The following is a 22,696-nucleotide window of genomic DNA, read 5'->3' on the forward strand; positions in this document are numbered from 1 at the left end:
CGGAACTCCTCAACGCTTCCGGAGCGGCGCGACGTGAATCGGCAGGCCCAGCCCGACCAGGGCGGCCTCCATGCCGATCTCGCCGAGGGTGGGGTGGGCGTGAATGGTCTCGGCCAGCTCGTCGAGGGTCGCCTCCAGCGAGATCGCCAGGGCCCCTTCGGTGATCAGGTCACTGGCCGACGGGCCGATGATGTGCACGCCCAGCACCTCGCCGTGCTTCTTGCCGGCGACGATCTTCAGGAAGCCTTCCTGATCGCCGAACGACTTGGCCCGGCCCAGCGCCGCGAACGGGAACTTGGCGGCGACGATGTCGTGGCCCGCGGCCTTGGCGGCGTCCTCGGTGAGACCCACGCTGGCGATCTCCGGGTGCGTGAAGGTCGCGGCCGGGATCACGTTGTAGTCGATGTGGGCGGCGTGACCGGCGACGGTGTCGGCGGCGACCAGGCCCTGATGCGAGGCGACGTGCGCGAGCAGCGCCTTGCCGGTGACGTCACCGATGGCGTAGACGTGCTCGACGCCGGTGCGCAGGTGCTCGTCGACCGGGATGAAACCCCGTGCGTCGGTGGCGATTCCGGCGACATCCAGGCCCAGCCCGGCGGTATTGGGGCGGCGGCCGACGCCGACCAGCACCACGTCCGCGGGCAGCTCCTGCGGCTTCGCGCCGCCGACCGTGACCGACAGGCCATTGCCGCCCTCGGCGATGGCGGTGACGGTCGCGCCGGTCAGCACCTTGATGCCGCGCTTGGTGAACGAGCGGACCAGCGCGGTGCCGATCTCCTTGTCCTCCAACGGAACCAGGCGATCCTGCATCTCCACCACGGTGACATCGGCGCCGAACTCGTGGAACAGGTTGGCCCACTCCGCGCCGACGGCGCTGCCGCCGATGACGACCAAGCGCTTCGGGACCTCGGTCAGACCGAACGCGCCGTCGGAGGTGATCACGCCGGGCAGATCCGCGCCCGGGATCGGCAGCACGGCCGGGACCGAACCGGTCGCGACGATGACGTCCTTCGCGCTCACCGTGCGAACGGCATTCGCGGTCGGGGCGGCGGCATAGCGCGGGCCGCCCTCGAAGATCGGCGACGGACCGGCCTCGACGACCTCGACGGTCGTCGGGCTCGTGCTGTTGACCTTTTCAACGAAACGGGCATGGCCCTCGATGACTGTCACGCCATTGGCCTTCAACAGGCCCGCGACGCCATCGGTCAGTTCCTTGACGATGCCGTCCTTGCGCTGCCGCACCGCGGCGTAGTCGAAGCGCAGGTTGTCGGCGTAGATGCCGAACTCCGCGGCGTGCGCGACGGTGTGGAAGACCTCGGCCGAACGCAGCATCGCCTTGGTCGGGATGCAGCCCCAGTTCAGGCAGACGCCGCCCGGGCGTTCCTTCTCGACCAGGCCGACGGTGAGGCCTCGCTGAGCGGCGCGGATGGCGGCGACATAACCGCCGGGACCGCCACCGATCACCAGAAGATCGAATTCCGGCACTCGTGGTGCTCCTCGTTCTCGATTGCTCGACCCGCTATCGGTTGTGATGCGAGTCATTGCGAACGAGTCTGTCGGTCCTCATTTGCACAATCAATGCACTCGAAGCCCATATATGTTTGTGCGCAACTGGGCGCAGAGCACAATTTGTACCCGTGAGTAGCGTGCTTTCGGCGGCTCAGCCGCGGGTGTTACCCGGCAGTTCGAGAGCGGCCAGCGCGAGAGAAAGTTCCAGGTAGGCGCGCTGGCCTTCCAAAGGGCGGCCGAGCAGCATAGTGATGCGCTGCAACCGGTTGATGACCGTGTTCCGATGGCAGTGCAATCGGGGTGCGGCATTGGCCGCGGAGCAGTTCTCGGCGAGCCAGACAGCCAAAGTCCGCAGCAGAATGTCGCGTTCTTTCGGCGGCAATTCCAGGACCGGGCCGAGGGTCCGGGCGACCAAGAGATCGGTCAGATCGGGGGAGCGCAGCAGCAGCGCCTCCGGGTAGCGCTCGTCCAGCGAAACCAGCAGCCCGGCCGCGTCCCCGGGCACGGTATCCAGCGCCAGTACCGCCAGCCCGTGCGCGGTATCGATGCCCGCGAGTCCAGAGACCGCGGGGGAGACCCCCGCCCGGCCCCGAATCAACGGCCGAAGCTGTTGCAGCACAACCGAACTGTCCCGATGCTCCAGCGACACCAGTCCGACCGTCGAATCCACACGCTCGTGCCACACCGACCGCACTCCCGAAACCCCCAGTGCCGCCTCGGCACCCATGTGCAGCCGCGGACCGCCCTCGCCGCGCGCCACCACCACGAGGTACGCGCCGTGCGCGGGCAGATTCAGTTCCCGCCCGGCCCGCGCCGCGAAGGTGGCGTCGTGGGCGCGCCCCGCGAGGAGGTCCTCGATCAGCGAATGTCTGCGCCGCTCGTCGCTACGAACCCGATCCAGCTCGGTGTTCCGGTACGAGGTGACCAGGGCCGATGACATGCCGTCCACCACCGCCCACATGGCCGACCCGACCTGCCGGGTCTCGGCCGACCCGATGTCATCGGCCTTGTCCAGCAATGCTTCCCACACGATCTGGCCGCCGAGCCGGAACGTCCGCAGCATGGCCTCCAGCGGCACGCCCTGCTCGGCGCGCCGTCTGCCGATCGCCGCGGCCACATCGTCGCCGTCCGGGTTCGGTGGCAGCCCGCCCAGCAGGTCCAGAATCCTCGTCAGATACCGCCGGCAGCCGTCCCGCAGGTCCGCGCGCGGCACCGCCGTGTAATCCGTCCAGCCCGGGTTGTCGGTGAAGATCGCCGCCATCAACTGCTTGGTCAATGCGGTCACCTCGGCCTGACACGCCGCGGCCAGCCGCTGCGTGCCGACCGCCGGGATCGGATGCCTGGGTGCCGCCATGGCCCTCAACCTACTCCCGGCCCGCGGCCGCCTCGCCGATCCGGGCCGGTCAGCGGGTTTCGACGCCGCCCAGGACGGGTTTGATGTCCAGGATCGGGGTGCCGTCGATGGCCTCCAGCCCGGCCACGCCCAGCACCCGCGGCGACACCGCGGTGAGGGTGACCTCGTGCAGGCCGATCGGATTCGGGCGGTCGGGGGAGCGGGTGGCGAAGACACCGGTCGGGGTGCGGCTGCGGTCCCCGCGCGGGTGCACCGCGAGCACATCGCGGCTCCCGGCGTGCAGCCAGGTGAGCAGGATGACCCGCATCCCGGGCTGGAGATCGGCGGCCGCCGCGGCGTATTCGGCGGCCAGCACGATCTCGGCGGGCGGCGCGTCCTCGTCGGCCTGACGCGGCGCGCCCGCCCGCGCGGTGAGCGGGGACCGTACCCGGCCCACCGCTCGCACCTCGAAATGGTCAGGGCTGCTGGCGGATTCCGAAGACAAGACCGTCTACTCCTTCGACCGGGGCGTCGCGACCATTGACGGTAGCCCAGGGGAGGGGAGGCCCGCCAACGGTTCCCACGCCGACATGGCGGCGGTGGCGACGGCTTCCAATGCGGTGCGGGTGGCGCCGTCGCGGGCCTGGATCGACATGCCCTGTTGCACCGTGGTGTAGAACGCGGCCATGGCGTCGACGGCTGCCGTGCCGGGCAGTTCACCCTCGTCGATCCCGCGGCGCAGCCGGGCCGCGATCGCCTCCCGCATGCCGTGGCGCAGGCCCGACAGGTAGGTCTGGACGTCCTGGCCGATCGCGGTCTGCGCGGTGGCCAGCACCACCATGCAGCCCGGCGGCGTCGCGGTATCGGTGTAGAAATCCGCACTCGCGGACAGCAATCCGTGCACCGCCTCGCGCGCGGAGGGCGCGTCGTCGAGCCCGCGGCGCGCCGGATGGCCGGCGAACGAGTCGTAGAGTTCCACCGCCTCGCGGAAGAGTTGCTCCTTCGAGCCGAAACAGGCGTAGATGCTGGGTGAGGCGATGCCCATCGCGGCGGTGAGGTTCGTCATCGACGTCGCCTCGTAACCGTCGCTCCAGAACGCGTACATCGCCCGCCGGAGCACGGCGTCGCGATCGAAGCCCCGGGGGCGCCCGCGCTCGGGCATCGGCCACCTGCCTTCCTGGATCCGCCAATTCTGTGTCGCTCGTTCAAGATATCTCTTGACGCGACTTCGCGGGCGCTGCTACCTATTTCTGTGTCGATCGACATAAAAATAGGGGGACCCGGATATGACCACCGAACGCAGCCCATGGGCGGCGCTGGGCGCGCTGTGCGTCGGCTACTTCATGATCCTGCTGGACATGACCATCGTCGCCGTCGCGAACCCGGCGATCATGAACAGCCTGCACACCGACATGTCCAAGGTCATCTGGGTGACCAGCGCCTACCTGCTCACCTTCGCGGTGCCCCTGCTCGTCACCGGTCGCCTCGGCGACCGCTTCGGACCGAAATACCTGTACCTGGGCGGACTTTCGGTCTTCACGCTGGCCTCACTGTGGTGCGGGCTCGCGGGCGGCATCGGCACACTGATCGCCGCCCGCGCGATCCAAGGCCTCGGCGCGGCATTGATGGCGCCACAGACCATGGCCGTGATCGGCCGAATCTTCCCGTGGGACAAGCGCGGCGCGGCCATGGGCGTGTGGGGCGGCGTCGCGGGCATCGCGACCCTGATCGGCCCGATCTTCGGTGGTGCGCTCATCGACCACGGCGGCTGGCAGTGGATCTTCTACGTCAACGTGCCCATCGGCTTGCTCGCGTTCGCGCTGGGTGTGTGGCTGGTGCCGGCGCTGCCGACCAACGACCACCGCTTCGACATCCCCGGGGTGATCATGGTCGCGATCGGCATGTCGGCGTTGGTGTTCGGACTCCAGGAGGGCAACCAGTACCACTGGGCGGGCTGGGTGTGGGAGCTGATCGCCGGCGGGCTCGTCGTTCTCGCGGCGTTCCTCGTGTATCAGGGGCGCACCACGGTCGAACCGCTGGTGCCGCTCGGCCTGTTTCGCAACCGCAACTTCTCGCTCGGCAACGTGGCGACCGGCGCGCTGGGTGCGGCGATGACCGCGCAGATGGTGCCGTCGTACTTCTATCTGCAAGCGGTGCGCGAGCTGTCGCCGACCCGGGCGGCGCTGGTATTCGCGCTGATGGCAGTGGTTTCCGCGATCCTGTCGCCGGTCGTCGGCAAGCTTTCGGACACGGTGCCGCCGCGTTATCTGCTGACCTTCGGCTTCACTCTGTTCACGCTGGCGGTGCTGTGGTTCGTCGGCCTCGCCACCCCGGAGGGGTCCATCGCGCTGATGTGCGTGATGTCGGTGCTGTGCGGCATCGGCAGCTCCTGCATCTGGGCGCCGCTGCCCGCGACCGCGCTGCGCAGCCTGCCTTTGCCGCAGATGGGGGCGGCGTCGGGGATCTACAACACCACCCGGCAGGTCGGCTCTGTGCTGGGTAGCGCGGGTATCGGTGCGCTTCTCACGGCACGCATGTCGGCGCATGGGCTGCCCGCCTCGACCGGTGAAACCGGCCGCCTGCCCGACGATGTCAAAGCGCCCTACGCCGCTGCACTGACAGACTCGCTGTACCTGACGGTGATCCTGCTGGCCGTCTGTGCCGTCACCGTTGCGTTCCTCACCTCGGCCAAGGCGGTTGTCGCCGCGCCGAGTCCGACGGAGGAGGCCCCCGACTTGGCCGGTCGGCGCTAGCGGCTTCCCGGCCGCTGTCACATTCGAGCGGCGGGCTCGGTCATGGAGGTGTGGGCCCCGAATCCCGGACACGCCCGCCCGGTACGGATGGACCGACCGGTGGTGATCGAGGAGACTTCGGGCATGGGCGGTCAGCGCGACGAACTGGATCTGGTGGCACGCGAATTCGAACTGCAGCGCGGACGACTGCAAGCCCTCGCCCAGCGCATGCTCGGATCCGCGGCCGAAGCCGAGGACGCCGTACAGGAATCCTGGCTGCGGTTGAGCCGCTCCGAGACCGAGGGCATCGAGAATCTCGCCGGCTGGCTCACCACCGTCGTGTCCCGGGTCTGCCTGAACATGCTCCAGTCGCGCGGCACCCGGCGCGAGGACGCACTCGAGGACTACGACGCCCCCGAAGCCGCCTTCGGGCCGGAACAGGAAGCGCTGCTGGGGGATTCGATCGGGGCGGCGCTGCTGGTGGTGCTCGACACGCTGACCCCCAGCGAACGCCTCGCCTTCGTGCTGCACGACATGTTCGCGGTGCCGTTCGAGGACATCGCGCCGATCCTCGGCAAAACCCCCGCCGCCGCACGGCAACTCGCCAGTCGCGGTCGCCGCCGCGTGCGGGGCGTCGACGAGATCGCCACCGATCGGGATCGGCAGCAGGAAGTGGTCGACGCCTTCCTGTCGGCCTCGCGCGGCGGCGACTTCGCGGCGCTGCTGGAGCTCCTCGACCCCGACGTGGTGGTGCGCGCCGACGCCATCGGCATCACCATGGGCGCGGAACCGGAAGTCCGTGGCGCGCAGGCGGTCGCGACCACCTTCGCGGGCCGCGCCAAGGCCGCCCGTCCGGCTCTGGTCGACGGCCTCGCCGGCCTGGTGTGGACCACCGGCGGGGTTCCGCGCGTGGTCTTCGATTTCACCGTCGTCGACGGCCGCATCACCGCGATCGAATTGCTGGCCGATCCCGGCCTGATCGGCGAGCTGGATCTGGAACTGCGCGGCTGATCGGACTGGGCGGCACGGTAATTCGCCCTGGGTTTCCATTGGACGGCGTATGATCGGCCCCGATGGGCACCCAGGGCCAACGTGAAAGAGTCGTCACCACCGACTGGGACACGTTCGCGCGCAGGCTTGCCGCATTTCTCGCGGAATTACCCTCCCGCGCCACCGTCATCCTGGCCGCCACCGGCAATCGCTATGTGCAATTCCAGCAGTTCGATATCAATCTCTCCGCCGAACTCACCGGCAATTACTATCTCCCCGAACCGATTTCGGACACCGCCGCCCAACTGCTGCGTGATCTCGGCTGGACCGCCCCCGCGCTGCAACGCGAGATCGAGAACTGGCGTCGCACCTTGCGCTGGCCCATCAGCCGCACCGGCTTCGACGACCTCGCCCGCTCCGCCGCCCGCGGCCTGCACGAGGCCCTCGGCGTCGGAGCCCCCGCCGACCTGCGCGCCACCGGCTGGACCGACACCCACGCCCTCGACCTCTCACCCTTGAGCGCCCGGCCCGCAGGCTGACCCGCGCCCGGAACGGCAACGGCCCCGTCGCACGCGGTACGACGGGGCCGGGACCTGAAAGGGGTCAGCCCACCAGGGTGCGGTGCAACTTGAGAATGGTGGCCGCGTCGAGCCCCAACCCCTTGGTGAGGAAATTGCCGAAATCACCGAACTGCTGGTTCATCTGGTCGACAGCGGTGTTCAGATATTCGTCGCTGACCACCTGCAGCGGAATCAGCAGATCCGGATTCTGCATGATCCCCGCCTGCTTCAACTGCGCCCGCTGCGCCGCGTCCGCGGCCGAACGATACTGATTCGACAGCAGATAATCTTGGCGCGCAATGCTTTCCGGCACTCCGGCCGCCCGCAGCATCACATAGGTCATCCACCCGGTCCGGTCCTTACCGGCCGTGCAGTGATACAGCGTCGCCCCATTCGACGCCGCGATGTCCTTGATCGTCTGCCCGAATTTCGCCATCGAATCCGCGCTCAGAAAACTCAGGTACGTATCCCGCATCATCTGCTCGGCCTTGCCGTCCCCGAGCGCCGCCTGCTGCACCGCCGGGTCCTTCGACCCGATCGCCTGCACCATCTTCAAATACATCCCCGCATCACTGATCGGCCGCGCCACCGCCGTCGCCCCCGCCGGCACCCGATCCGCCCCCTGCGCCCCCACCTCGGCCTGCGTCCGGAAATCGATCACCGTCTTGATCCCCAACGTCCCGAGCTTCTGCACATCCGCATCGGTCAACTTCCCCAACGCATCCGCCCGAATCACCTTCCCCGCCTTGGTCGGATCCCCCGTATAAGTCGCATACCCCCCGATATCCCGCACATTGACAGCCCCCTGCAACGTGATCCGAGTGGCCTCGGCCCGCATGATCGGCGGCGCTGCCACCGCCTGGGATGGCACCACGGCCGTCCCACCCCCGAGCAGTGCTCCCGCCGCAGCAGTCACAACGAGCATTGAAATACGAAGTCGTACAAAACATTTGATGTTCACGGCCGCGACGCTAGGGGCGCTTACGCTCGCCTCGCGCCCTTACCCACCAGTTCTCCCACCCGCCGGGTCATCATCCCCACCCATCGGGACCCCTGCTGGACGCGCATGAACGCCCTTGCACCCCAGTAACTCTCGCGCAACCATCCTACCCCCGCGAACACCGAAGCCCCACCGACCACCCGGAGCGTCGATTCCGAGAGGTAGCCTGGGGCGCTCGGTACTGGAGGAGGGGAGTGGTTTTGGCGCACATCTCGGTGACGGTCTGCTTGCCGCCAGACGCGATCGATGACGTGGAGGCCGCGATCACGCGAGCCCTCGCTCCGTTCGGGATGCACCAGGGGTTTCCGGAGCGAGACATGTGGAACACCTGGCGGCTTCGGAGCGGTGGAGACGGAGCCGGGTTCTATGTCCGACCGGGTCATGAGGATGATCCTCGGCTGATTCACGACGGTCCCAACCAATTCGGCATCGTGCTGCCCCCGAAGCGAGGCGAATGCGCGGGCGGCCCGAAGGCCTTGCTGGATGTCGCGACGCACAATTTCGCAGAGCCCGATGTGCTCACCCTGGATGGTTGGTGGATCGAGTCGAGCGGCGTTTGCCGACACAAGGATTGGGACAAGAACACCTCCCCCGCGGACCAGCCCGCCTGCCCCATACCACCTGGCGATCTCGAAAACTACCTCGAGACACTGCCCGACGACACCGTGCTCGTCCGGGTCTACTGCCACCACCGGTAACACGCAAAGCCCCACCCGCCGAGGCGGATGGGGCTTCCGAGAGCGCTTGCGCTACTTCGACTTAGACGTCGTAGTACAGCTCGAACTCGTACGGGTGCGGGCGCAGGTTGACCGGGGCGATTTCCTGGGTGCGCTTGATGTCGATCCAGGTCTCGATCAGGTCGGTGGTGAACACGCCGCCCTCGGTGAGGTAGTCGTGGTCGGCCTCGAGGCGGTCGATGACCGACGCCAGCGAGGTGGGGGCCTGCGGGATGTTCTTGGCCTCCTCGGGCGGCAGCTCGTAGAGGTCCTTGTCGACCGGAGCCATCGGCTCGATCTTCTTCTTGATGCCGTCCAGACCGGCCATCATCATGGCGGCGAAAGCCAGGTACGGGTTACCCGAGGAGTCGGGCGCGCGGAACTCGATGCGCTTGGCCTTCGGGTTCGAACCGGTGATCGGGATACGGATCGCGGCCGAACGGTTGCGCTGCGAGTACACCAGGTTGATGGGGGCCTCGTAGCCCGGCACCAGACGGTGGTACGAGTTCACGGTCGGGTTGGTGAACGCCAGCAGCGACGGGGCGTGGTGCAGGATGCCGCCGATGTAGTGACGCGCCAGATCCGACAGGCCCGCGTAACCGGCCTCGTCGTGGAACAGCGGCTTGCCGTCCTTCCACAGCGACTGGTGGGCGTGCATACCCGAGCCGTTGTCGCCGAACAGCGGCTTCGGCATGAAGGTAACGGTCTTACCCTCCTGCCACGCGGTGTTCTTCACGATGTACTTGAACAGCTGCAGGTCGTCAGCGGCGCCCAGCAGCGTGTTGAAGCGGTAGTTGATCTCGGCCTGACCGGCGGTGCCGACCTCGTGGTGGCCGCGCTCCAGCTCGAAGCCCGCGTTCTGCAGGTTGGTCGAGATCTTGTCGCGCAGGTCGACGTAGTGGTCGTACGGCGCAACCGGGAAGTAACCACCCTTGTTGCGAACCTTGTAACCACGGTTCGGGGTGCCGTCGGCGTTGTACTCCGCGCCGGTGTTCCAGGAACCCGACACCGAGTCGATCTCGTAGAACGAGCCGTTCATCGCCGAGTCGTAACGGATCGAGTCGAAGATGTAGAACTCGGCCTCGGCACCGAAGTAGCAGGTGTCGGCGATACCGGTCGCCAGCAGGTACTGCTCGGCCTTGCGGGCGACGTTGCGCGGGTCGCGCGAGTACGCCTCACGGGTGAACGGGTCGTGCACGAAGAAGTTCATGTTCAGCGTCTTCGCGGCACGGAAGGGATCGATCCGCGCGGTGCTGAAGTCGGGCAGCAGCAGCATGTCCGACTCATCGATCGACTGGAACCCGCGGACGGACGAACCGTCGAACGCCAGGCCCTCTTCGGCGAGATCAGCGGTGAACGCCTTCGCCGGGATCGAGAAGTGCTGCTGCACACCGGGGAGGTCGGTGAAGCGAATATCGACGTATTCGAGCTCCTCCTCCTTGATGTACTTGATGACCTCGTCGGCCGTGCTGAACGCCACTTAGTACTCCTTACGGATCGGTTCCCAGCCAGTGGTGACTGCATGGGTTCGTCGCGACCACACGGTATGGATGCGGTGTTTCCCTGCAATCAAGGCTGTGTTTCGCCAGTGTTACACGCACTGCTGGCCGGGGGTTCGGCGGTGCCCCCGGCTTCGCGAAGACGCCACAGCGGTCGCCGAGCAATGCTCGACCAGCACCGACATCCTGCCACCGACCTGCCCGAACCGGCTGTTAAGACTCTGAAAAGTTAGGGTCCTTACCGCCGCTGACCGGGCCATCGTGACAATCCTCACCGCCGGGCATCCACCGGGCAATCTAGGTCGCCGAACTGTTGCCGGACCGGTCACGAGGGCGCCGGCAACATATACGGTTCGCGTCCCGCCCGCCGATCGGCAGGTGTCGGAAAGCGGCCCGCGGGCGGCGCATAAGCTGGGCCCATGGCACGCATCACCGGCTCATGGCTGTCCGGACCGAACGCCGAATCCGGAGACAACCCGCTCGGTGACTATCAGGGCAAGGAACTCGGCCTCCCGGCCTCCGGCCCCGGCGCGCTCGCCCCTTTCACTCGCCGCGTGGTGGCGGTGCTCGTGGACTGGTTCATCTCCATGGGCTTGGCCGCCATCATCGTGCGGCCCGATCCCGCGCGCATCATCGCGAAGATGACCATCCCGCAGGGACAGCAGCCGCCCTCGCATTTCGAGGTGATGACGCAGGCGCTGTCCACCCCGACGCTGCTGGTGTGGTTCGTGCTGGGGATCGCCGCGGTCACGCTGTTCGGTTTCACGCCGGGGCAGTACTTCCTGAAGCTCAAGGTGGCCCGCGTGGATGCGGAGGCGCCGGTCGGTTTCGTCCGGGCGCTGGTCCGACAGCTCATCCTGCTGTTCGTCATCCCCGCGCTGTTCACCGACAGCGACGGCCGCGGCATGCACGACCGCGCCACCGGCACGGCTCTCGTCTACAGCCGCTGACCCGCGCGGTCACAGCGATTCACCGACTCCGGTCACAGAATTCGACTCAACGAGACTCGAACACATCACGGCGCGTCGCGTCGTCGCGGATCAGCCGCGTTACCTGCGATGCTGTTGGTGCAGTGTGCGTCAAGGCGTTGCCAAATGTTTACCGCTGTTTCCTTTCGATCGGTATGGTGGCGGCGATTTGCCGTGACGCAGCCGCCTAGGCCGTCGTCAGGTAAGTAGCTGTTGCTGTGCCGATGGAGGGTCGATGGTCGAGGACTACCGGGCGGCCGCGCGGACTTTGAGTCGCCGGTCCCTGTTCGCGACGACCGGACTGGTCGGTTTGGCTGCCGCGGGCGCCGCAGTCGCCGCCGGCGTCAACGCCGCGACCGAGGCCGACGACGTACAGCGCACCCAGCACGCCGAGAACATCGGCCAGACCGCGATGGGCCTGTCCCCGGTCATCAGCACCGAGCGCGTCTACTCCAAGGCCCGCGGCCGCGAGATCGACCTGGTCACGATCCTGCCGCCGGGCGCTACGGCCGAGAACCTCCCCGTCTCGCTGCTGCTGCACGGCCTGCACGGCACCGCCCGCACCGCCGCCGTCGGCAATATCGCCGACCTGCTGGCCGCCGCGGTCGCCACCCACGTGAGCCCGGCCTTCGGCTTCGTCGCCCTCGACGGTGGCGACAACTACTGGCACGACCACGGCACCGGCGACGACCCGATGTCCATGCTGCTCGACGAGGTCCCCGGCTGGCTGACCCAGCGTCGCCTCGCCGGCAAGGACGGTCTGCCCTTCGCCTGCACCGGAACCTCCATGGGCGGCTTCGGCGCGCTGGTCTACGCGCGCCGCCGCGCCGAGCGGTCCCAGCCGCTCAGCGCGGTAGCCACCATGTCGCCGGGTCTGCTGACCTCCTGGACCGAAATGGCCAAACGGAACGCATTCGCCAGCGCCGACCAGTGGGCAGCCCTCGACCCGCTACGCAATCTCGACAAGCTCGGCCCGGCCCCGGTCGGCCTGTGGTGCGGCGACCGCGACCGATTCATCGACGGCTGCCGCCGCTTCATCGCCACCGCCCGCCCCGAGGTCGGCCTGGTTACCCCCGGCACGCACACCGAGGAGTACTGGCGCACGGTCACTCCCGACGTCCTGGGCTTCCTGTCCCGCCACGTCCACTGATCCGAACATGACGAAGGCCCGCATCCTCCGAGGATGCGGGCCTTCCTTGTACTCGAGGTCAGCGGCGACGGATCGAGCGCTGCACGCCGCGCATCTTCGCGCCGTTGGGGAGCGGACCCTTGGGCAGCGCCGGGCCGCCGCGGGTGGCCAGCGCCGTCAGCCGGCCTTCGATGTGGTCCATGCGCTTGGCGTCGATATTGCTGGGAAGCTTGCGCAGGTAGCGTTCCAGCTCCTTGAGCGGCACCTGGCCTTCGTCGTTGCCGATCACGACGTCGTAGATCGGGGTGTCGCCGACCAGGCGGGACACCTTCTTCTTCTCCTGTGCCAGAAGCGACTTCACCCGTTGCGGGGAGCCCTCGGCGACCAGGATGACGCCGGGCAGGCCGACCACGCGGTGCACCGCGTCGAGCTGGGTGGTGGCGGCGACACCGGGGGTGACACGCCACTTGCCCTGGAGGTTGTCCAGCACCCAGGCGGCCGCGCCGGCCTGGCCCTCGGCCTTGGCGTACACGTTCTTCTGCACCCGGCGGCCGAAGATGATGAACGCGGCGAGCGCGCCCAGCAGCAGGCCGATCGGCAGCAGATACCACTGCATGCCGAAGATCAGGCCGATCACCAGGAACAGCACGGTGATGCCGACGAGGGCGCCGATCATCAGGGGCAGCAGAAGCTTGTCTTCCTTGCGCTGCATCTGGAAGGCCTGCCACAGTTGCTTGCGGCGTTCCTTCGACGCCTGCTTGCGCACCGCCTTCGCCGCGGCCTTCGCTTCCTTCGACGGATTACCGCCCTTGCCTGCTGCCATGCGGTCCAGCTTAGTGGCCGGGTAGGTCCGGTTCGCGATGGGATGGACGGTGAGGCGACCGGTCGGTGCCCGATGGCCCGAATCGCGCTCCGCGCGAGCGCTTGTCACCCGGAACCGCCGCATCGGCCGGAGTCCGTCCGGCCGATGCGGCGCGCGTGTGGTCAGACCGCCGCCCCGACCGGTTCTGCGGCCGCCGCCACGGGCGCCTCGGCACGCGGGGTGCGCAGGGTGAACAGTGCCAGCGGAATGCCCACGGCGACAATGACGCCCGCGACGACGATCGCGAGCCGGTACCCCTCGAGGAAGGCGTGCATCGGAGCCGCGCCCTGCTGGGCCACCGACGCCGCGCGGGAGGTGAGGATCGCGCCGACGATGGTCACGCCCAGCAGCGCCGAGATCTCCCGGCTCGCATTGACCACCGCCCCGGCCGCGCCCGCGACGGCGGGCGGCATCCGATCCATGATCGCCGTGTTCAATGGCGACATGAGCAGGCCGGAACCGAGGCCGAAGCCGATGAACGCGGGCATCAGGTCGAGGATGTGCCCGTGCTCGCCGATGGTCGAAATATCCAGCAGCGCACCGACGATGCCCGCCACGCCCAGCGCCACGGTGATGTTGGTACCGATCCGGCGGGCGACCAGCGGGGCGAGCGGTGCCATCAGCACCATGGCGACGGCCATCGGAATGAACGCCGCGCCCGCCGCGGTGGGCGAGAAGCCGAGCACGTTCTGCAGGTACATCGCGGTGAAGAAGTAGATGCCCATCACCCCGAAGCCCCACAGCATCAGGACGGCGATGCCGCCGCTGAAGGCGCGCGAGCGGAACATCGACATGTCGACCATCGGGTCCGCGCGGCGCGTTTCGATGGCGACGAAGGCGGCGAGCGCGGCCGCGCCGACGGCGAAGCAGCTCAGGATGACCGGTGAGGTCCAGCCGCGGTTGTGTCCTTCGATCAGCGCGTAGGTGACCGCGAACAGCGCGATGGCCGAGGTCGCGAGCCCGGGCAGGTCGAGCCGGTGCCGGATCGGCTCGCGGGTTTCGTCCAGTGTCGCCGCGGTGAGCGCGAAGGTGATGACGCCGAAGGGCACGTTGATCAGGAAGATCCAGCTCCAGTCCACGTGCTGGCTGAGGACGCCGCCGGTGAACGGTCCGAGGGCCAGGGCGAGTGCGCCGATGGCGCTCCACACGCCGACGGCTTTGGCGCGTTCGGCGTCGTCGGGGAACAGTCCGGCGATGATGGCGAGGGTCGGGGGGATCGCGGCGGCCGCGCCGACGCCTTGCAGGACGCGGGCCGCGATGAGCATGGCTGGGCTGTCGGCGAGTCCGGCGAGCAGTGAGGCGAGGGTGAAGACGGCCAGTCCGGCGAGGAACATCCGGCGGCGGCCGAACAGGTCGGCGAGTCGTCCGCCGGCGAGCATGAGGCCGGCGAAGACCAGGATGTAGCTGCTCACGACCCATTCCAGGCCCGAGATGGACAGCCCGAGGTCGGTCTGGATGGACGGCAGCGCGACGTTGACCACGTTGTTGTCGAGAAATGTCATGAAGGTCGCCAGGGAAACCCCGATCAGGGCCCACCAGCGGCGGGGCAGTAGTGGCATCGCAAGCTCCTATGCGTTGTTCCTGTACTGCATACACATACGTTGTACATGTACGTGGTATAGGAAAGCCTGTACGTTGTATATTTGTCAAGTGGCAAAAGCGGAGAACCGATTGAGCCGGGAAACGGTCGCCGACGGCGCGATCGCGCTGGCTGACGCCGAGGGCCTCGACGCGCTGACCATCCGGCGGCTGGCCCAGGAACTGGGCGTCACCCCGATGGCGCTGTACTGGCATTTCAAGAACAAGGACGAACTGCTCAACGGCGTCGTCGACCGACTGTGGGAGCAGGTCGACACCACCCGGGACCGATCGCGCCCGCTGCTGGACCAGTTCCGCGCCCTGGCCGAATCGCTGGTGGCGGTGCTGCGCGAGCATCGCGCCTTGGTGCCGCTGTTCCAGGTGCCCGGCGACAACGACCCGAGCCCCGGATTCCTGGAGGCCACCGAGACCGCGCTCGAGATCCTCACCGAATACGGCTTCGACGTCGAGCCCGCCGCCGCGATCTGCGGCAACGCCCTGCGCACCGCGGTCACGCTGGTGATCGGCGAGCCCGGCGCCCCCACGCCCCAGCAGTCCGCGGACGAGAACGCCGAGATGATCCGCCGCAAGCGCCTACGCCTGGAAACCCTGCCGCAGCAGCGTTATCCCCGGATCGTGCAGGCCGCCGCGGCGCTGACCGGCTGTGAAGCCGACCAGCACTACGGTTTCGGTCTCGACTTCTTCATGACGGCCCTCGCCGCGCTGCCCGTCCCTGAGCGCGCCGAGCAGTCGTGACGCTCAGCCGCGCCCACCGGATTTCGCCCGCAGGTTGTCGGCCAGCTGCTGCGGCATCGGCTCGTGGCGGGCATACGCGCGAGTGAAGCTCGCATCGCCATGAGCCAGCGACCGTAGATCCACGGCGTAGCGGCTCAGCTCCAGTTCGGGGACTTCGGCCCGAATCGCGGTGCGGCCCAACCCCACCGGTTCGGTACCGAGAACACGGCCGCGGCGACTCGACAGATCGCCGAGCACCGGGCCCACATAGGTGTCCGAAACCACCACCAGCACTTCGGCAATCGGTTCCAGCACACTGATCCGGGCGGTGGCGGCGGCCTCACGCAAGGCCAGCCCGCCCGCGGTCTGGAAGGCCGCGTCGGAGGAATCCACCGAGTGCGCCTTGCCGTCGAACAGCGTCACCCGCACATCGACCAGCGGATATCCGGACGCGACACCGCGCAGCGCCTGGGCCCGCACGCCCTTCTCCACCGACGGAATGAACTGGCGCGGAACGACTCCGCCCACGACCTTGTCCACGAACTCGATGCCGGATCCCTCCGGCAGCGGCGCCACCTCGATCTCGCAGACCGCGAACTGCCCGTGGCCACCGGACTGCTTCACATGCCGGCCGCGCCCGGATGCCTGGGTGGCGAAGGTTTCCCGCAACGCCACCTCGTGGTCGACGACGTCGACCTGCACCCCGAACCGGGACCGCAGCCGTTCCAGCGCTACCTCGCGATGTGCCTCGCCCAGGCACCACAAGACGAGTTGATGGGTGTCGGGATTCTGCTCCAGCCGGACCGTGGGATCTTCGGCCACCAAGCGCGACAGCCCCTGCGAGAGCTTGTCCTCATCGGCCTTGCCGTGCGCCTTGATGGCGACCGGCAGCAGCGGATCCGGCATCGACCACGGCTCGATGAGGAGCGGGTAGTCCTTGGTGGACAACGTGTCTCCGGTCTCGGCGTGTGACAGCTTGCTGACGCACACGATGTCCCCGGCGATGGCCTGGGGGAGCGGCCGCTGCTGTTTCCCGAACGGCGCCGACACCCCGCCGACGCGTTCGTCGGCATCGTGATCGCCGTTGTCACCCGCGCCGTGCCCGCACACGTGCACCGTGTCGTCGGCGTGCAGGGTGCCGGAGAACACTCGCACCAGCGACAACCGGCCCACGTACGGGTCGGAGGCGGTGCGGATCACCTCGGCGGCCAGCGGCGCGTCCGGATCGCAGGCGAGCTCGGCGGGCTTGCCGCCGGATCCGGTCGCCGACACGGGATGCTCTGCGGGCGTGGGGAATCCGCGGGTGATCAGATCCAGGATCTCCACCGTGCCCAGCCCCTGCCGCGCGCCTTCGGGCGGCGGCGCGGCGATCAGCACCGGATGGAAGCTCCCGCGCGCGACCGCCTGTTCGAGGTCGGCGATCAGCGTGGCGAGGTCGATCTCCTCGCCGCCGATGTAGCGGTCCATGAGGGTCTCGTCCTCGCTCTCGGCGATGATGCCCTCGATGAGTCGATTGCGCGCCTCCGCCATCTGCTCACGCTGTTCGGCGGAGGCGGGCATCTCCACGCGTTCCCCGGTGGCGTAGTCGTAGACGTGCTGGGTGAGCAGTTCGATCAGCCCGGTCACCGGCCGGTGCCCGTCGGCGCTCTTGGGCCCGTAGACCGGAAGATGCAGCGGCAGCATCGATTCCGAGCGCCCGCCGCCGAGGATCTGGGCGCAGGTCGCGGTCAGGTCCTCGAAATCGGCGCGCGCGGTGTCCAAATGGGTGACCACGATGGCGCGCGGCATACCGACGCTCGCGCATTCCTCCCACAGTGCCAGCGTCGCCCCGCTCACGCCCTCCACGCCGGCGGCGGCCGAGAGAATGAAAAGGGCCGCGTCCGCTGCTCGCAGACCGGCCCTGAGTTCCCCGACGAAATCGGCGTAGCCGGGGGTGTCGAGGAGGTTGACCTTGACCCGCTCCCACCCCATCGGCACCACCGACAGTTGCACAGATCGGTGTTGTCGCTGCTCGATGTCGTCATAGTCGGAGAGGCTGGTGCCGTCCTCGACCCGCCCGGCTCTGGGTACCGCGCCGGCGGCGACGGCGAGCGCGTCGACCAGCGTGGTCTTCCCGGACCCGCTGTGGCCGACCAGCACCACATTGCGTATGTCATCGGGCCGTTCGGCCACGACTACCCTGCCGTTGACACCGTGTGATGTCGTCGTTCGCTCGACCATGGCTCGCTCCGTGGGTCGATCATTGCGGTCCTTCGAGCTTCCCACCAGCGGAGGGCTCCCGTCCACGAATCGCGGGATAACTCGTCTACCGGCGTTTCTGCGGCGGTCGCGCGGCATTCATGCCCGCGCCACCGTCCTGCGCAGCCGTGGTTCGAGTGGCGGGCTAGGAGCCGAAGCGGGCCAGCACGCTGGTGGCCTCCTGGGCCGCGCTGCCTTCCTCGGCCAGGTGCGCCATCTCGGGGGAGATCTCGCGGCCGTGGTGGCGCATGGCCTGCGCGTAGAGGCGGCCGGCGCGGTAGGACGAGCGGACCAGCGGCCCGGCCATGACGCCCGCGAAGCCCATCTCCTCGGCGGCCTTGGAGTGCTCGACGAACTCCTCCGGCTTCACCCAGCGGTCGACCGGGTGGTGCCGCGGGGAAGGACGCAGGTACTGGGTGATGGTGATGATGTCGCAGCCCGCCTCGTGCAGGTCGCGCAGGCCCTGGGTGACTTCCTCGGGGGTCTCGCCCATGCCCAGGATCAGGTTGGACTTGGTGACCAGTCCGGCCTCGCGGGCCGCGGTGATGACCGCCAGCGACCGCTCGTAGCGGAAGGCGGGCCGGATGCGCTTGAAGATGCGCGGCACCGTCTCCAGATTGTGGGCGAGCACCTCCGGACGCGACTCGAACACCTCGGCCAGCTGCTCGGGCACCGCGTTGAAGTCGGGGATCAGCAGCTCGACGCCGGTGTGCGGGTTGAGCCGCTTGATGGCGCGCACGGTCTCGGCGTACAGCCAGGAGCCGCCGTCCTCGAGATCGTCGCGCGCGACGCCGGTGACGGTGGAGTAGCGGAGCCCCATGGCCTGCACGCTCTCGGCGACGCGCCGCGGCTCGTCACGATCGAGGGCGGCGGGCTTGCCGGTGTCGATCTGGCAGAAGTCGCAGCGCCGCGTGCACTGTTCGCCGCCGATGAGGAAGGTGGCCTCGCGGTCCTCCCAGCATTCGAAGATGTTGGGACACCCGGCTTCCTCGCAGACCGTGTGCAGCCCTTCGCGTTTCACCAGGCCCTTGAGTTCGGTGTACTCGGGGCCCATGGTCGCGCGGGTGCGGATCCACGAGGGTTTGCGCTCGATCGGGGTCTCGGCGTTGCGGGCCTCGATGCGAAGCAGCTTGCGGCCGTTGGGTGCGGCCGGGTCGTTAGGTGTCGGGGTATCGACGGAAGTCACTTGATTCACCCTACGCTCGTGGTCATTCGGCCTTGACGGGCACGTCATCGGGCACCGCGGGGAGTGGTTCGGGGCATTCGGCGGCTGCTTTCGCGCAGCGCGAGATGGTGTGGTCGGACACCTTCAGTTCGCCGTCGAGGGCGCGGGTGATGGCGTCGGCGACCAGCGGCCGCACCTCGTCGACGGTGACGTCGCGGCCGAGTTCGCGGCTCAGGGTGGTGACCCCGGCGTCGGGGATCCCGCACGGCACGATCGCATTGAAGCCGTCCAGGCTGGAATCGCAGTTGAGCGCGATGCCGTGCAGGGCGACGCCGCGTTGCACGCGCACGCCGATCGCCGCGACCTTGCGCTCGGGCAGGAACTGGTTCGCGGGGACCCACACGCCCGAACGGCCTTCCACGCGACCGGTTTCCAGTCCGAGCTGCGCGCACACGGCGATCAGCGCCTCTTCGAGGCGGCGCACGTAGGCGACCACGTCGACCGGTTCGGCCAGCCGCACGATCGGGTAGCCGACCAGTTGCCCCGGACCATGCCAGGTGATCTTCCCGCCACGATCCACCTCGATCACCGGGCTGCCGTCCATGGGCAGATCCTGCGGTTCGGTGCGGCGGCCCGCGGTGTAGACGAAGGGATGTTCCAGCAGTAGCAGCCGGTCCGGGCCGATGCCCTCGGCGCGTTCGGCGGCGATGGACCGCTGCAATTCCCAGGCTCGCTGGTATTCGATCAGGCCCAGATCTTCGACCGCGAGGGGTGTGCTGTCGAAGCGAGCCGACACCGCGCGGGGTAACGGTGCGGTGGCCGTAGTGCTCTCGCTCACGATGGCGACGCTACCCCTTCGGCGAAGGTCCGTTGCATGAGCGTCAGATCCATCCAGCGGCCGAATTTGAACCCGACCTCCGGCAGCTGCCCGACGGTGGTGAACCCGAATTTCTCGTGCAGGCCGATCGACGTGCGGTTACTCGATTCGATGGCCGCGATCATGGCGTGCACCCCGCCGTGTTCGGCGCGTTCCAGCAGCGCCCGCATGAGCGCGGTGGCCACGCCGCGGCGATGGAATATATCTGACACGTACACCGAGTTCTCGACCGAGAACCGGTAGCCCGACTTGGGCCGGAACTGGCCGTAACTCGCGTAGCCGGCCACCTTGCCGTGGATCTCCGCGATCAGCACCGGATGTCCCGCGCCGGTCCGCGCCGCGAACCAGGCCTCGCGTTCGTGGATGTCGGCGAGCTCGGTATCCCAGATGGCGGTGGTCTCGGCGATCGCGTTGTTGTGGATCACCAGGATCTCGGGCAGATCGCTCTCACGCGCATCCCGCACCAGCAGGTCGGACGGATGATTGGTCACGCCCCCACGGTATCGATGGCCCCACTGTGATGTGCGCCGCGCCCGCCGTGTCGTCCCGGCCCAGCCTTTCGGCCGGAATTTAGTCCGTGTGGCCGAGTGTCGCGGCCAGAGCCGCGCCGATGGTGGGGTGCTGGAATTGATATCCGGCGTCCTCGAGCGCGGTGGGAATCGCCCTGGGGCCGTGCAGAATCGCCTCTTCCGCGAATTCACCGACCGCGGCCCGCAGGGCGAACGCGGGCACCATCAACGGTGTCGGCCGATGCATGACCCGCCCCAGCGCGCGCGTGAACTCGGCGTTGGTGACCGGTGCGGGCCCGACCATATTGACCGGGCCGGAAAGGTTTTCGTGGGTGAGCGCGAACATGATCGCCCCCACTTCGTCGTCGAGCGAGATCCACGGGACGTATTGCCGGCCGCTGCCGAGCCGCCCGCCGAGCCCGAGATAGTAGAGCGGGTACAGCATTCCGAGCATGCCGCCGTGCCGGGCCAGCACCACCGCCGATCGCAGCAGCACGGTGCGGACGCCGGCGTCGGCGGCCTGTTCGGTGGCGGCTTCCCAGTCGGCGCAGAGCCGGGCCAGGAATCCGCTTCCGGCGGGCGAGGTCTCGGTGACGACGTGGTCGCCGGTCGCCCCGCCGTAGTAGTGCGCGCCGCTGGCGTTGACCAGCGTCGGCACTCCCGCGGCGGCGACCGCGGCGGCCAGCACGTCGGTGGGGACGATGCGGCTGTCGCGCAGCTCCTGTTTGTAGCTGCCGTTCCAGCGCCGCCGCCCGATGCTCGCGCCGCAGAGGTTCACCACGGCGTCGGCACCGCGCAGCGCGCGCTCGTCGAGGTTGGAACGGGCTGGGTCCCAGGTGAATTCGTCACGGGCGTGCACAGGACGGCGGACGAGGCGGGTGACCTCGTGCCCGTCGCGGCGCAGTGCCGCGACGAGTGCCGTCCCGATCAGTCCGGACGAACCGGCGACCACGATCTTCATCCGATCCAACCCCCGACGTCTCCGTTCCGGCCTTACAGGCCCAGGTCACCCTCGAACGCGGCCTCTTCCAGACGGTGCTTGATCGTGGTCACGAAGCGACCCGCGTCGGCGCCGTCGATGAGGCGGTGGTCGTAGGTGAGCGGCAGGTAGGCCATCGAGCGGATGCCGATGAACTCGTTGCCGTCGTCGCTGATCACCATGGGGCGCTTGACGATCGCGCCGGTGCCCAGCTCGGCGGCCTGCGGCGGCACCAGGATCGGGGTGTCGAACAGCGCGCCGTTCGAGCCGATGTTGGTGATGGTGAAGGTGCCGTTGGCCAGCTCGTCCGGCTTCAGGCCGCCGGTGCGCGCCCGGTTGGCGATATCGGCGATGGCCCGCGCCAGTCCGGCCAGCGACAGGTCGTTGGCGTTGTGGATGATCGGCGAGAGCAGACCCTGCTCGGTGTCGACCGCGATACCCAGGTTCACCACCGAGTGGTAGGTGATCTCCTTGGTGTCGGAGTTGTAGGACGCGTTGATGTTCGGGTGCACGGCCAGCGCCTCGATGACGGCCTTGGCGTAGAACGGCAGGAACGTGAGGTTCACGCCCTCCCGCTGCTTGAACGCGGCCTTGGCGCGGTTGCGCAGGGACGCGATCTTGGTCATGTCGACCTCGTGCACCTGGGTCAGCTGCGCGGTGGTCTGCAGTGACTCGAGCGTCTTGGTCGCGGTGATCTGCCGGATGCGGGTGGCCTTCTGGACCGTGCCCGGCAGGTGCGACAGCGATGCGCGCGGCGCGGCGGCAGCGGCCGGGGCGGCCGGAGCAGCAGCGGCGGCGGGCGCGGCGGCCGGGGCCGGAGCCTTCTTGGCCTCCGCGGCGGCGAGCACATCCTGCTTGCGGATGCGGCCGCCGACACCGGAGCCGGTCACGGCGGCGAGGTCGACGTTGTTCTCCGCGGCCAGCTTTCGCACCAGCGGGGTCACGTACGGGCCGCCGTTGGCGGAGGGCTCCTCGGCCGGGGTGGCCGCGGCCGGAACCGGAGCGGGCTTGGGGGCCGGCGCGGGAGCCGGGGCCGGAGCGGGCGCGGGAGCTGCGGCGGCCGGAGCCGGAGCGGGGGCAGGCGCGGGGGCCGGGGCGGGCGCGGGCGCCGGTGCGGCCGCGGCGACACCGCTGCCGATGACGCCCAGCTGACCGCCGACGGCGATCACGTCGTCCTCCTGCGCGGAGATCTCCAGCAGGGTGCCGGCGACCGGCGACGGGATCTCGGTGTCGACCTTGTCGGTGGAGACCTCGAGCAGCGGCTCGTCGACGGCGACCTGGTCGCCGACCTGCTTCAGCCAGCGGGTGACAGTGCCC

The 22,696-nt window shown here is 68.6% G+C and carries 21 protein-coding genes; 7 read left to right on the forward strand and 14 right to left on the reverse strand.

Going from position 1 to position 22,696, the window contains the following annotated elements:
- Positions 1 to 9 precede the first annotated feature (9 nt).
- The 4 genes from lpdA to ACYVKL_RS31030 all read right to left on the reverse strand — a co-directional run bounded on the left by lpdA (position 10) and on the right by ACYVKL_RS31030 (position 4,004).
- Positions 10 to 1,485, reverse strand: a complete 1,476-nt coding sequence (lpdA, locus tag ACYVKL_RS31015) for a dihydrolipoyl dehydrogenase (RefSeq protein WP_379173398.1) — start codon at positions 1,483 to 1,485, stop codon at positions 10 to 12.
- A 175-nt stretch (positions 1,486 to 1,660) separates the two neighbouring features.
- Positions 1,661 to 2,863 carry a PucR family transcriptional regulator gene (locus ACYVKL_RS31020; protein ID WP_379173400.1) on the reverse strand — a complete coding sequence of 401 codons (1,203 nt, stop codon included), beginning with the start codon at positions 2,861 to 2,863 and terminating at the stop codon, positions 1,661 to 1,663.
- 49 nt (positions 2,864 to 2,912) lie between these two features.
- Positions 2,913 to 3,347, reverse strand: coding sequence for a tRNA (N6-threonylcarbamoyladenosine(37)-N6)-methyltransferase TrmO (gene tsaA, locus ACYVKL_RS31025; RefSeq protein ID WP_379173402.1), 435 nt, complete (start codon positions 3,345 to 3,347; stop codon positions 2,913 to 2,915).
- Positions 3,348 to 3,353: 6 nt separating this feature from the next.
- The gene (locus tag ACYVKL_RS31030) at positions 3,354 to 4,004 is read right to left on the reverse strand and encodes a TetR/AcrR family transcriptional regulator (protein WP_379173404.1); all 651 of its coding nucleotides are present in this window, start codon (positions 4,002 to 4,004) and stop codon (positions 3,354 to 3,356) included.
- 124 nt (positions 4,005 to 4,128) lie between these two features.
- Between ACYVKL_RS31030 and ACYVKL_RS31035 the strand changes: the two genes are divergently transcribed.
- The 3 genes from ACYVKL_RS31035 to ACYVKL_RS31045 all read left to right on the forward strand — a co-directional run bounded on the left by ACYVKL_RS31035 (position 4,129) and on the right by ACYVKL_RS31045 (position 7,103).
- Complete coding sequence (locus tag ACYVKL_RS31035) at positions 4,129 to 5,595, forward strand: MFS transporter (protein ID WP_379173406.1); 1,467 nt, start codon at positions 4,129 to 4,131, stop codon at positions 5,593 to 5,595.
- A 123-nt stretch (positions 5,596 to 5,718) separates the two neighbouring features.
- Positions 5,719 to 6,585: a sigma-70 family RNA polymerase sigma factor gene (locus ACYVKL_RS31040; RefSeq protein ID WP_379173441.1), complete on the forward strand. Its 867-nt coding sequence runs from the start codon at positions 5,719 to 5,721 to the stop codon at positions 6,583 to 6,585.
- 62 nt (positions 6,586 to 6,647) lie between these two features.
- On the forward strand, positions 6,648 to 7,103 hold the full coding sequence (locus ACYVKL_RS31045) for a TY-Chap domain-containing protein (protein WP_379173408.1): 456 nt from the start codon (positions 6,648 to 6,650) through the stop codon (positions 7,101 to 7,103).
- A 64-nt stretch (positions 7,104 to 7,167) separates the two neighbouring features.
- Here the strand turns inward: ACYVKL_RS31045 and ACYVKL_RS31050 are convergent, their stop codons facing one another.
- Entirely contained in the window at positions 7,168 to 8,085 is a 918-nt protein-coding gene (locus ACYVKL_RS31050; protein WP_379173410.1) for a tyrosine-protein phosphatase, read from the reverse strand.
- Between the two features lie 233 nt (positions 8,086 to 8,318).
- On the opposite strand from ACYVKL_RS31050, the gene ACYVKL_RS31055 reads away from it, so the two are divergent.
- Positions 8,319 to 8,822, forward strand: coding sequence for a hypothetical protein (locus tag ACYVKL_RS31055; RefSeq protein WP_379173412.1), 504 nt, complete (start codon positions 8,319 to 8,321; stop codon positions 8,820 to 8,822).
- 61 nt (positions 8,823 to 8,883) lie between these two features.
- Here ACYVKL_RS31055 and glnA read toward each other — a convergent pair whose 3' ends face one another.
- A complete protein-coding gene (gene glnA / locus ACYVKL_RS31060; protein ID WP_379173414.1) occupies positions 8,884 to 10,320 on the reverse strand; it encodes a type I glutamate--ammonia ligase in 1,437 nt (478 codons plus the stop codon).
- 438 nt (positions 10,321 to 10,758) lie between these two features.
- Between glnA and ACYVKL_RS31065 the strand changes: the two genes are divergently transcribed.
- Positions 10,759 to 11,289, forward strand: a complete 531-nt coding sequence (locus tag ACYVKL_RS31065; RefSeq protein WP_357203652.1) for an RDD family protein — start codon at positions 10,759 to 10,761, stop codon at positions 11,287 to 11,289.
- A 253-nt stretch (positions 11,290 to 11,542) separates the two neighbouring features.
- Positions 11,543 to 12,457, forward strand: coding sequence for an alpha/beta hydrolase (locus ACYVKL_RS31070; RefSeq protein ID WP_379173417.1), 915 nt, complete (start codon positions 11,543 to 11,545; stop codon positions 12,455 to 12,457).
- Between the two features lie 58 nt (positions 12,458 to 12,515).
- Here the strand turns inward: ACYVKL_RS31070 and ACYVKL_RS31075 are convergent, their stop codons facing one another.
- Together ACYVKL_RS31075 and ACYVKL_RS31080 are read right to left on the reverse strand one after the other, a co-directional pair.
- Entirely contained in the window at positions 12,516 to 13,259 is a 744-nt protein-coding gene (locus ACYVKL_RS31075) for a DUF4191 domain-containing protein (RefSeq protein ID WP_213560315.1), read from the reverse strand.
- Between the two features lie 161 nt (positions 13,260 to 13,420).
- Complete coding sequence (locus ACYVKL_RS31080; RefSeq protein WP_379173419.1) at positions 13,421 to 14,857, reverse strand: MFS transporter; 1,437 nt, start codon at positions 14,855 to 14,857, stop codon at positions 13,421 to 13,423.
- A 91-nt stretch (positions 14,858 to 14,948) separates the two neighbouring features.
- Between ACYVKL_RS31080 and ACYVKL_RS31085 the strand changes: the two genes are divergently transcribed.
- Positions 14,949 to 15,632, forward strand: coding sequence for a TetR family transcriptional regulator (locus tag ACYVKL_RS31085; RefSeq protein WP_379173422.1), 684 nt, complete (start codon positions 14,949 to 14,951; stop codon positions 15,630 to 15,632).
- A 3-nt stretch (positions 15,633 to 15,635) separates the two neighbouring features.
- Here ACYVKL_RS31085 and ACYVKL_RS31090 read toward each other — a convergent pair whose 3' ends face one another.
- From ACYVKL_RS31090 to sucB, 6 genes are all read right to left on the reverse strand, one after another.
- Complete coding sequence (locus ACYVKL_RS31090) at positions 15,636 to 17,831, reverse strand: elongation factor G-like protein EF-G2 (RefSeq protein WP_379173424.1); 2,196 nt, start codon at positions 17,829 to 17,831, stop codon at positions 15,636 to 15,638.
- 163 nt (positions 17,832 to 17,994) lie between these two features.
- Entirely contained in the window at positions 17,995 to 19,035 is a 1,041-nt protein-coding gene (gene lipA, locus ACYVKL_RS31095; protein ID WP_213560319.1) for a lipoyl synthase, read from the reverse strand.
- Between the two features lie 22 nt (positions 19,036 to 19,057).
- A complete protein-coding gene (lipB, locus tag ACYVKL_RS31100) occupies positions 19,058 to 19,810 on the reverse strand; it encodes a lipoyl(octanoyl) transferase LipB (protein WP_379173443.1) in 753 nt (250 codons plus the stop codon).
- Between the two features lie 38 nt (positions 19,811 to 19,848).
- Positions 19,849 to 20,382 carry a GNAT family N-acetyltransferase gene (locus ACYVKL_RS31105; RefSeq protein WP_379173426.1) on the reverse strand — a complete coding sequence of 178 codons (534 nt, stop codon included), beginning with the start codon at positions 20,380 to 20,382 and terminating at the stop codon, positions 19,849 to 19,851.
- A 79-nt stretch (positions 20,383 to 20,461) separates the two neighbouring features.
- Positions 20,462 to 21,361: a TIGR01777 family oxidoreductase gene (locus tag ACYVKL_RS31110; RefSeq protein ID WP_379173428.1), complete on the reverse strand. Its 900-nt coding sequence runs from the start codon at positions 21,359 to 21,361 to the stop codon at positions 20,462 to 20,464.
- Between the two features lie 32 nt (positions 21,362 to 21,393).
- Positions 21,394 to 22,696 (reverse strand): 2-oxoglutarate dehydrogenase, E2 component, dihydrolipoamide succinyltransferase (sucB, locus tag ACYVKL_RS31115; protein WP_460773572.1); only part of this gene is annotated, 1,303 nt, incomplete at its 5' end.

This window comes from Nocardia tengchongensis (assembly GCF_054781395.1).

Coding starts and splice junctions, on each gene's coding strand:
- ACYVKL_RS31035 (WP_379173406.1), top strand. CDS start 4,129: ATGACCACCGAACGCAGCCCATGGGCGGCGCTGGGCGCGCTGTGCGTC.
- ACYVKL_RS31080 (WP_379173419.1), bottom strand. CDS start 14,857: ATGCCACTACTGCCCCGCCGCTGGTGGGCCCTGATCGGGGTTTCCCTG.
- ACYVKL_RS31090 (WP_379173424.1), bottom strand. CDS start 17,831: ATGGTCGAGCGAACGACGACATCACACGGTGTCAACGGCAGGGTAGTC.
- ACYVKL_RS31045 (WP_379173408.1), top strand. CDS start 6,648: ATGGGCACCCAGGGCCAACGTGAAAGAGTCGTCACCACCGACTGGGAC.
- ACYVKL_RS31070 (WP_379173417.1), top strand. CDS start 11,543: ATGGTCGAGGACTACCGGGCGGCCGCGCGGACTTTGAGTCGCCGGTCC.
- ACYVKL_RS31030 (WP_379173404.1), bottom strand. CDS start 4,004: ATGCCCGAGCGCGGGCGCCCCCGGGGCTTCGATCGCGACGCCGTGCTC.
- ACYVKL_RS31020 (WP_379173400.1), bottom strand. CDS start 2,863: ATGGCGGCACCCAGGCATCCGATCCCGGCGGTCGGCACGCAGCGGCTG.
- ACYVKL_RS31110 (WP_379173428.1), bottom strand. CDS start 21,361: ATGAAGATCGTGGTCGCCGGTTCGTCCGGACTGATCGGGACGGCACTC.
- ACYVKL_RS31065 (WP_357203652.1), top strand. CDS start 10,759: ATGGCACGCATCACCGGCTCATGGCTGTCCGGACCGAACGCCGAATCC.
- ACYVKL_RS31040 (WP_379173441.1), top strand. CDS start 5,719: ATGGGCGGTCAGCGCGACGAACTGGATCTGGTGGCACGCGAATTCGAA.
- ACYVKL_RS31075 (WP_213560315.1), bottom strand. CDS start 13,259: ATGGCAGCAGGCAAGGGCGGTAATCCGTCGAAGGAAGCGAAGGCCGCG.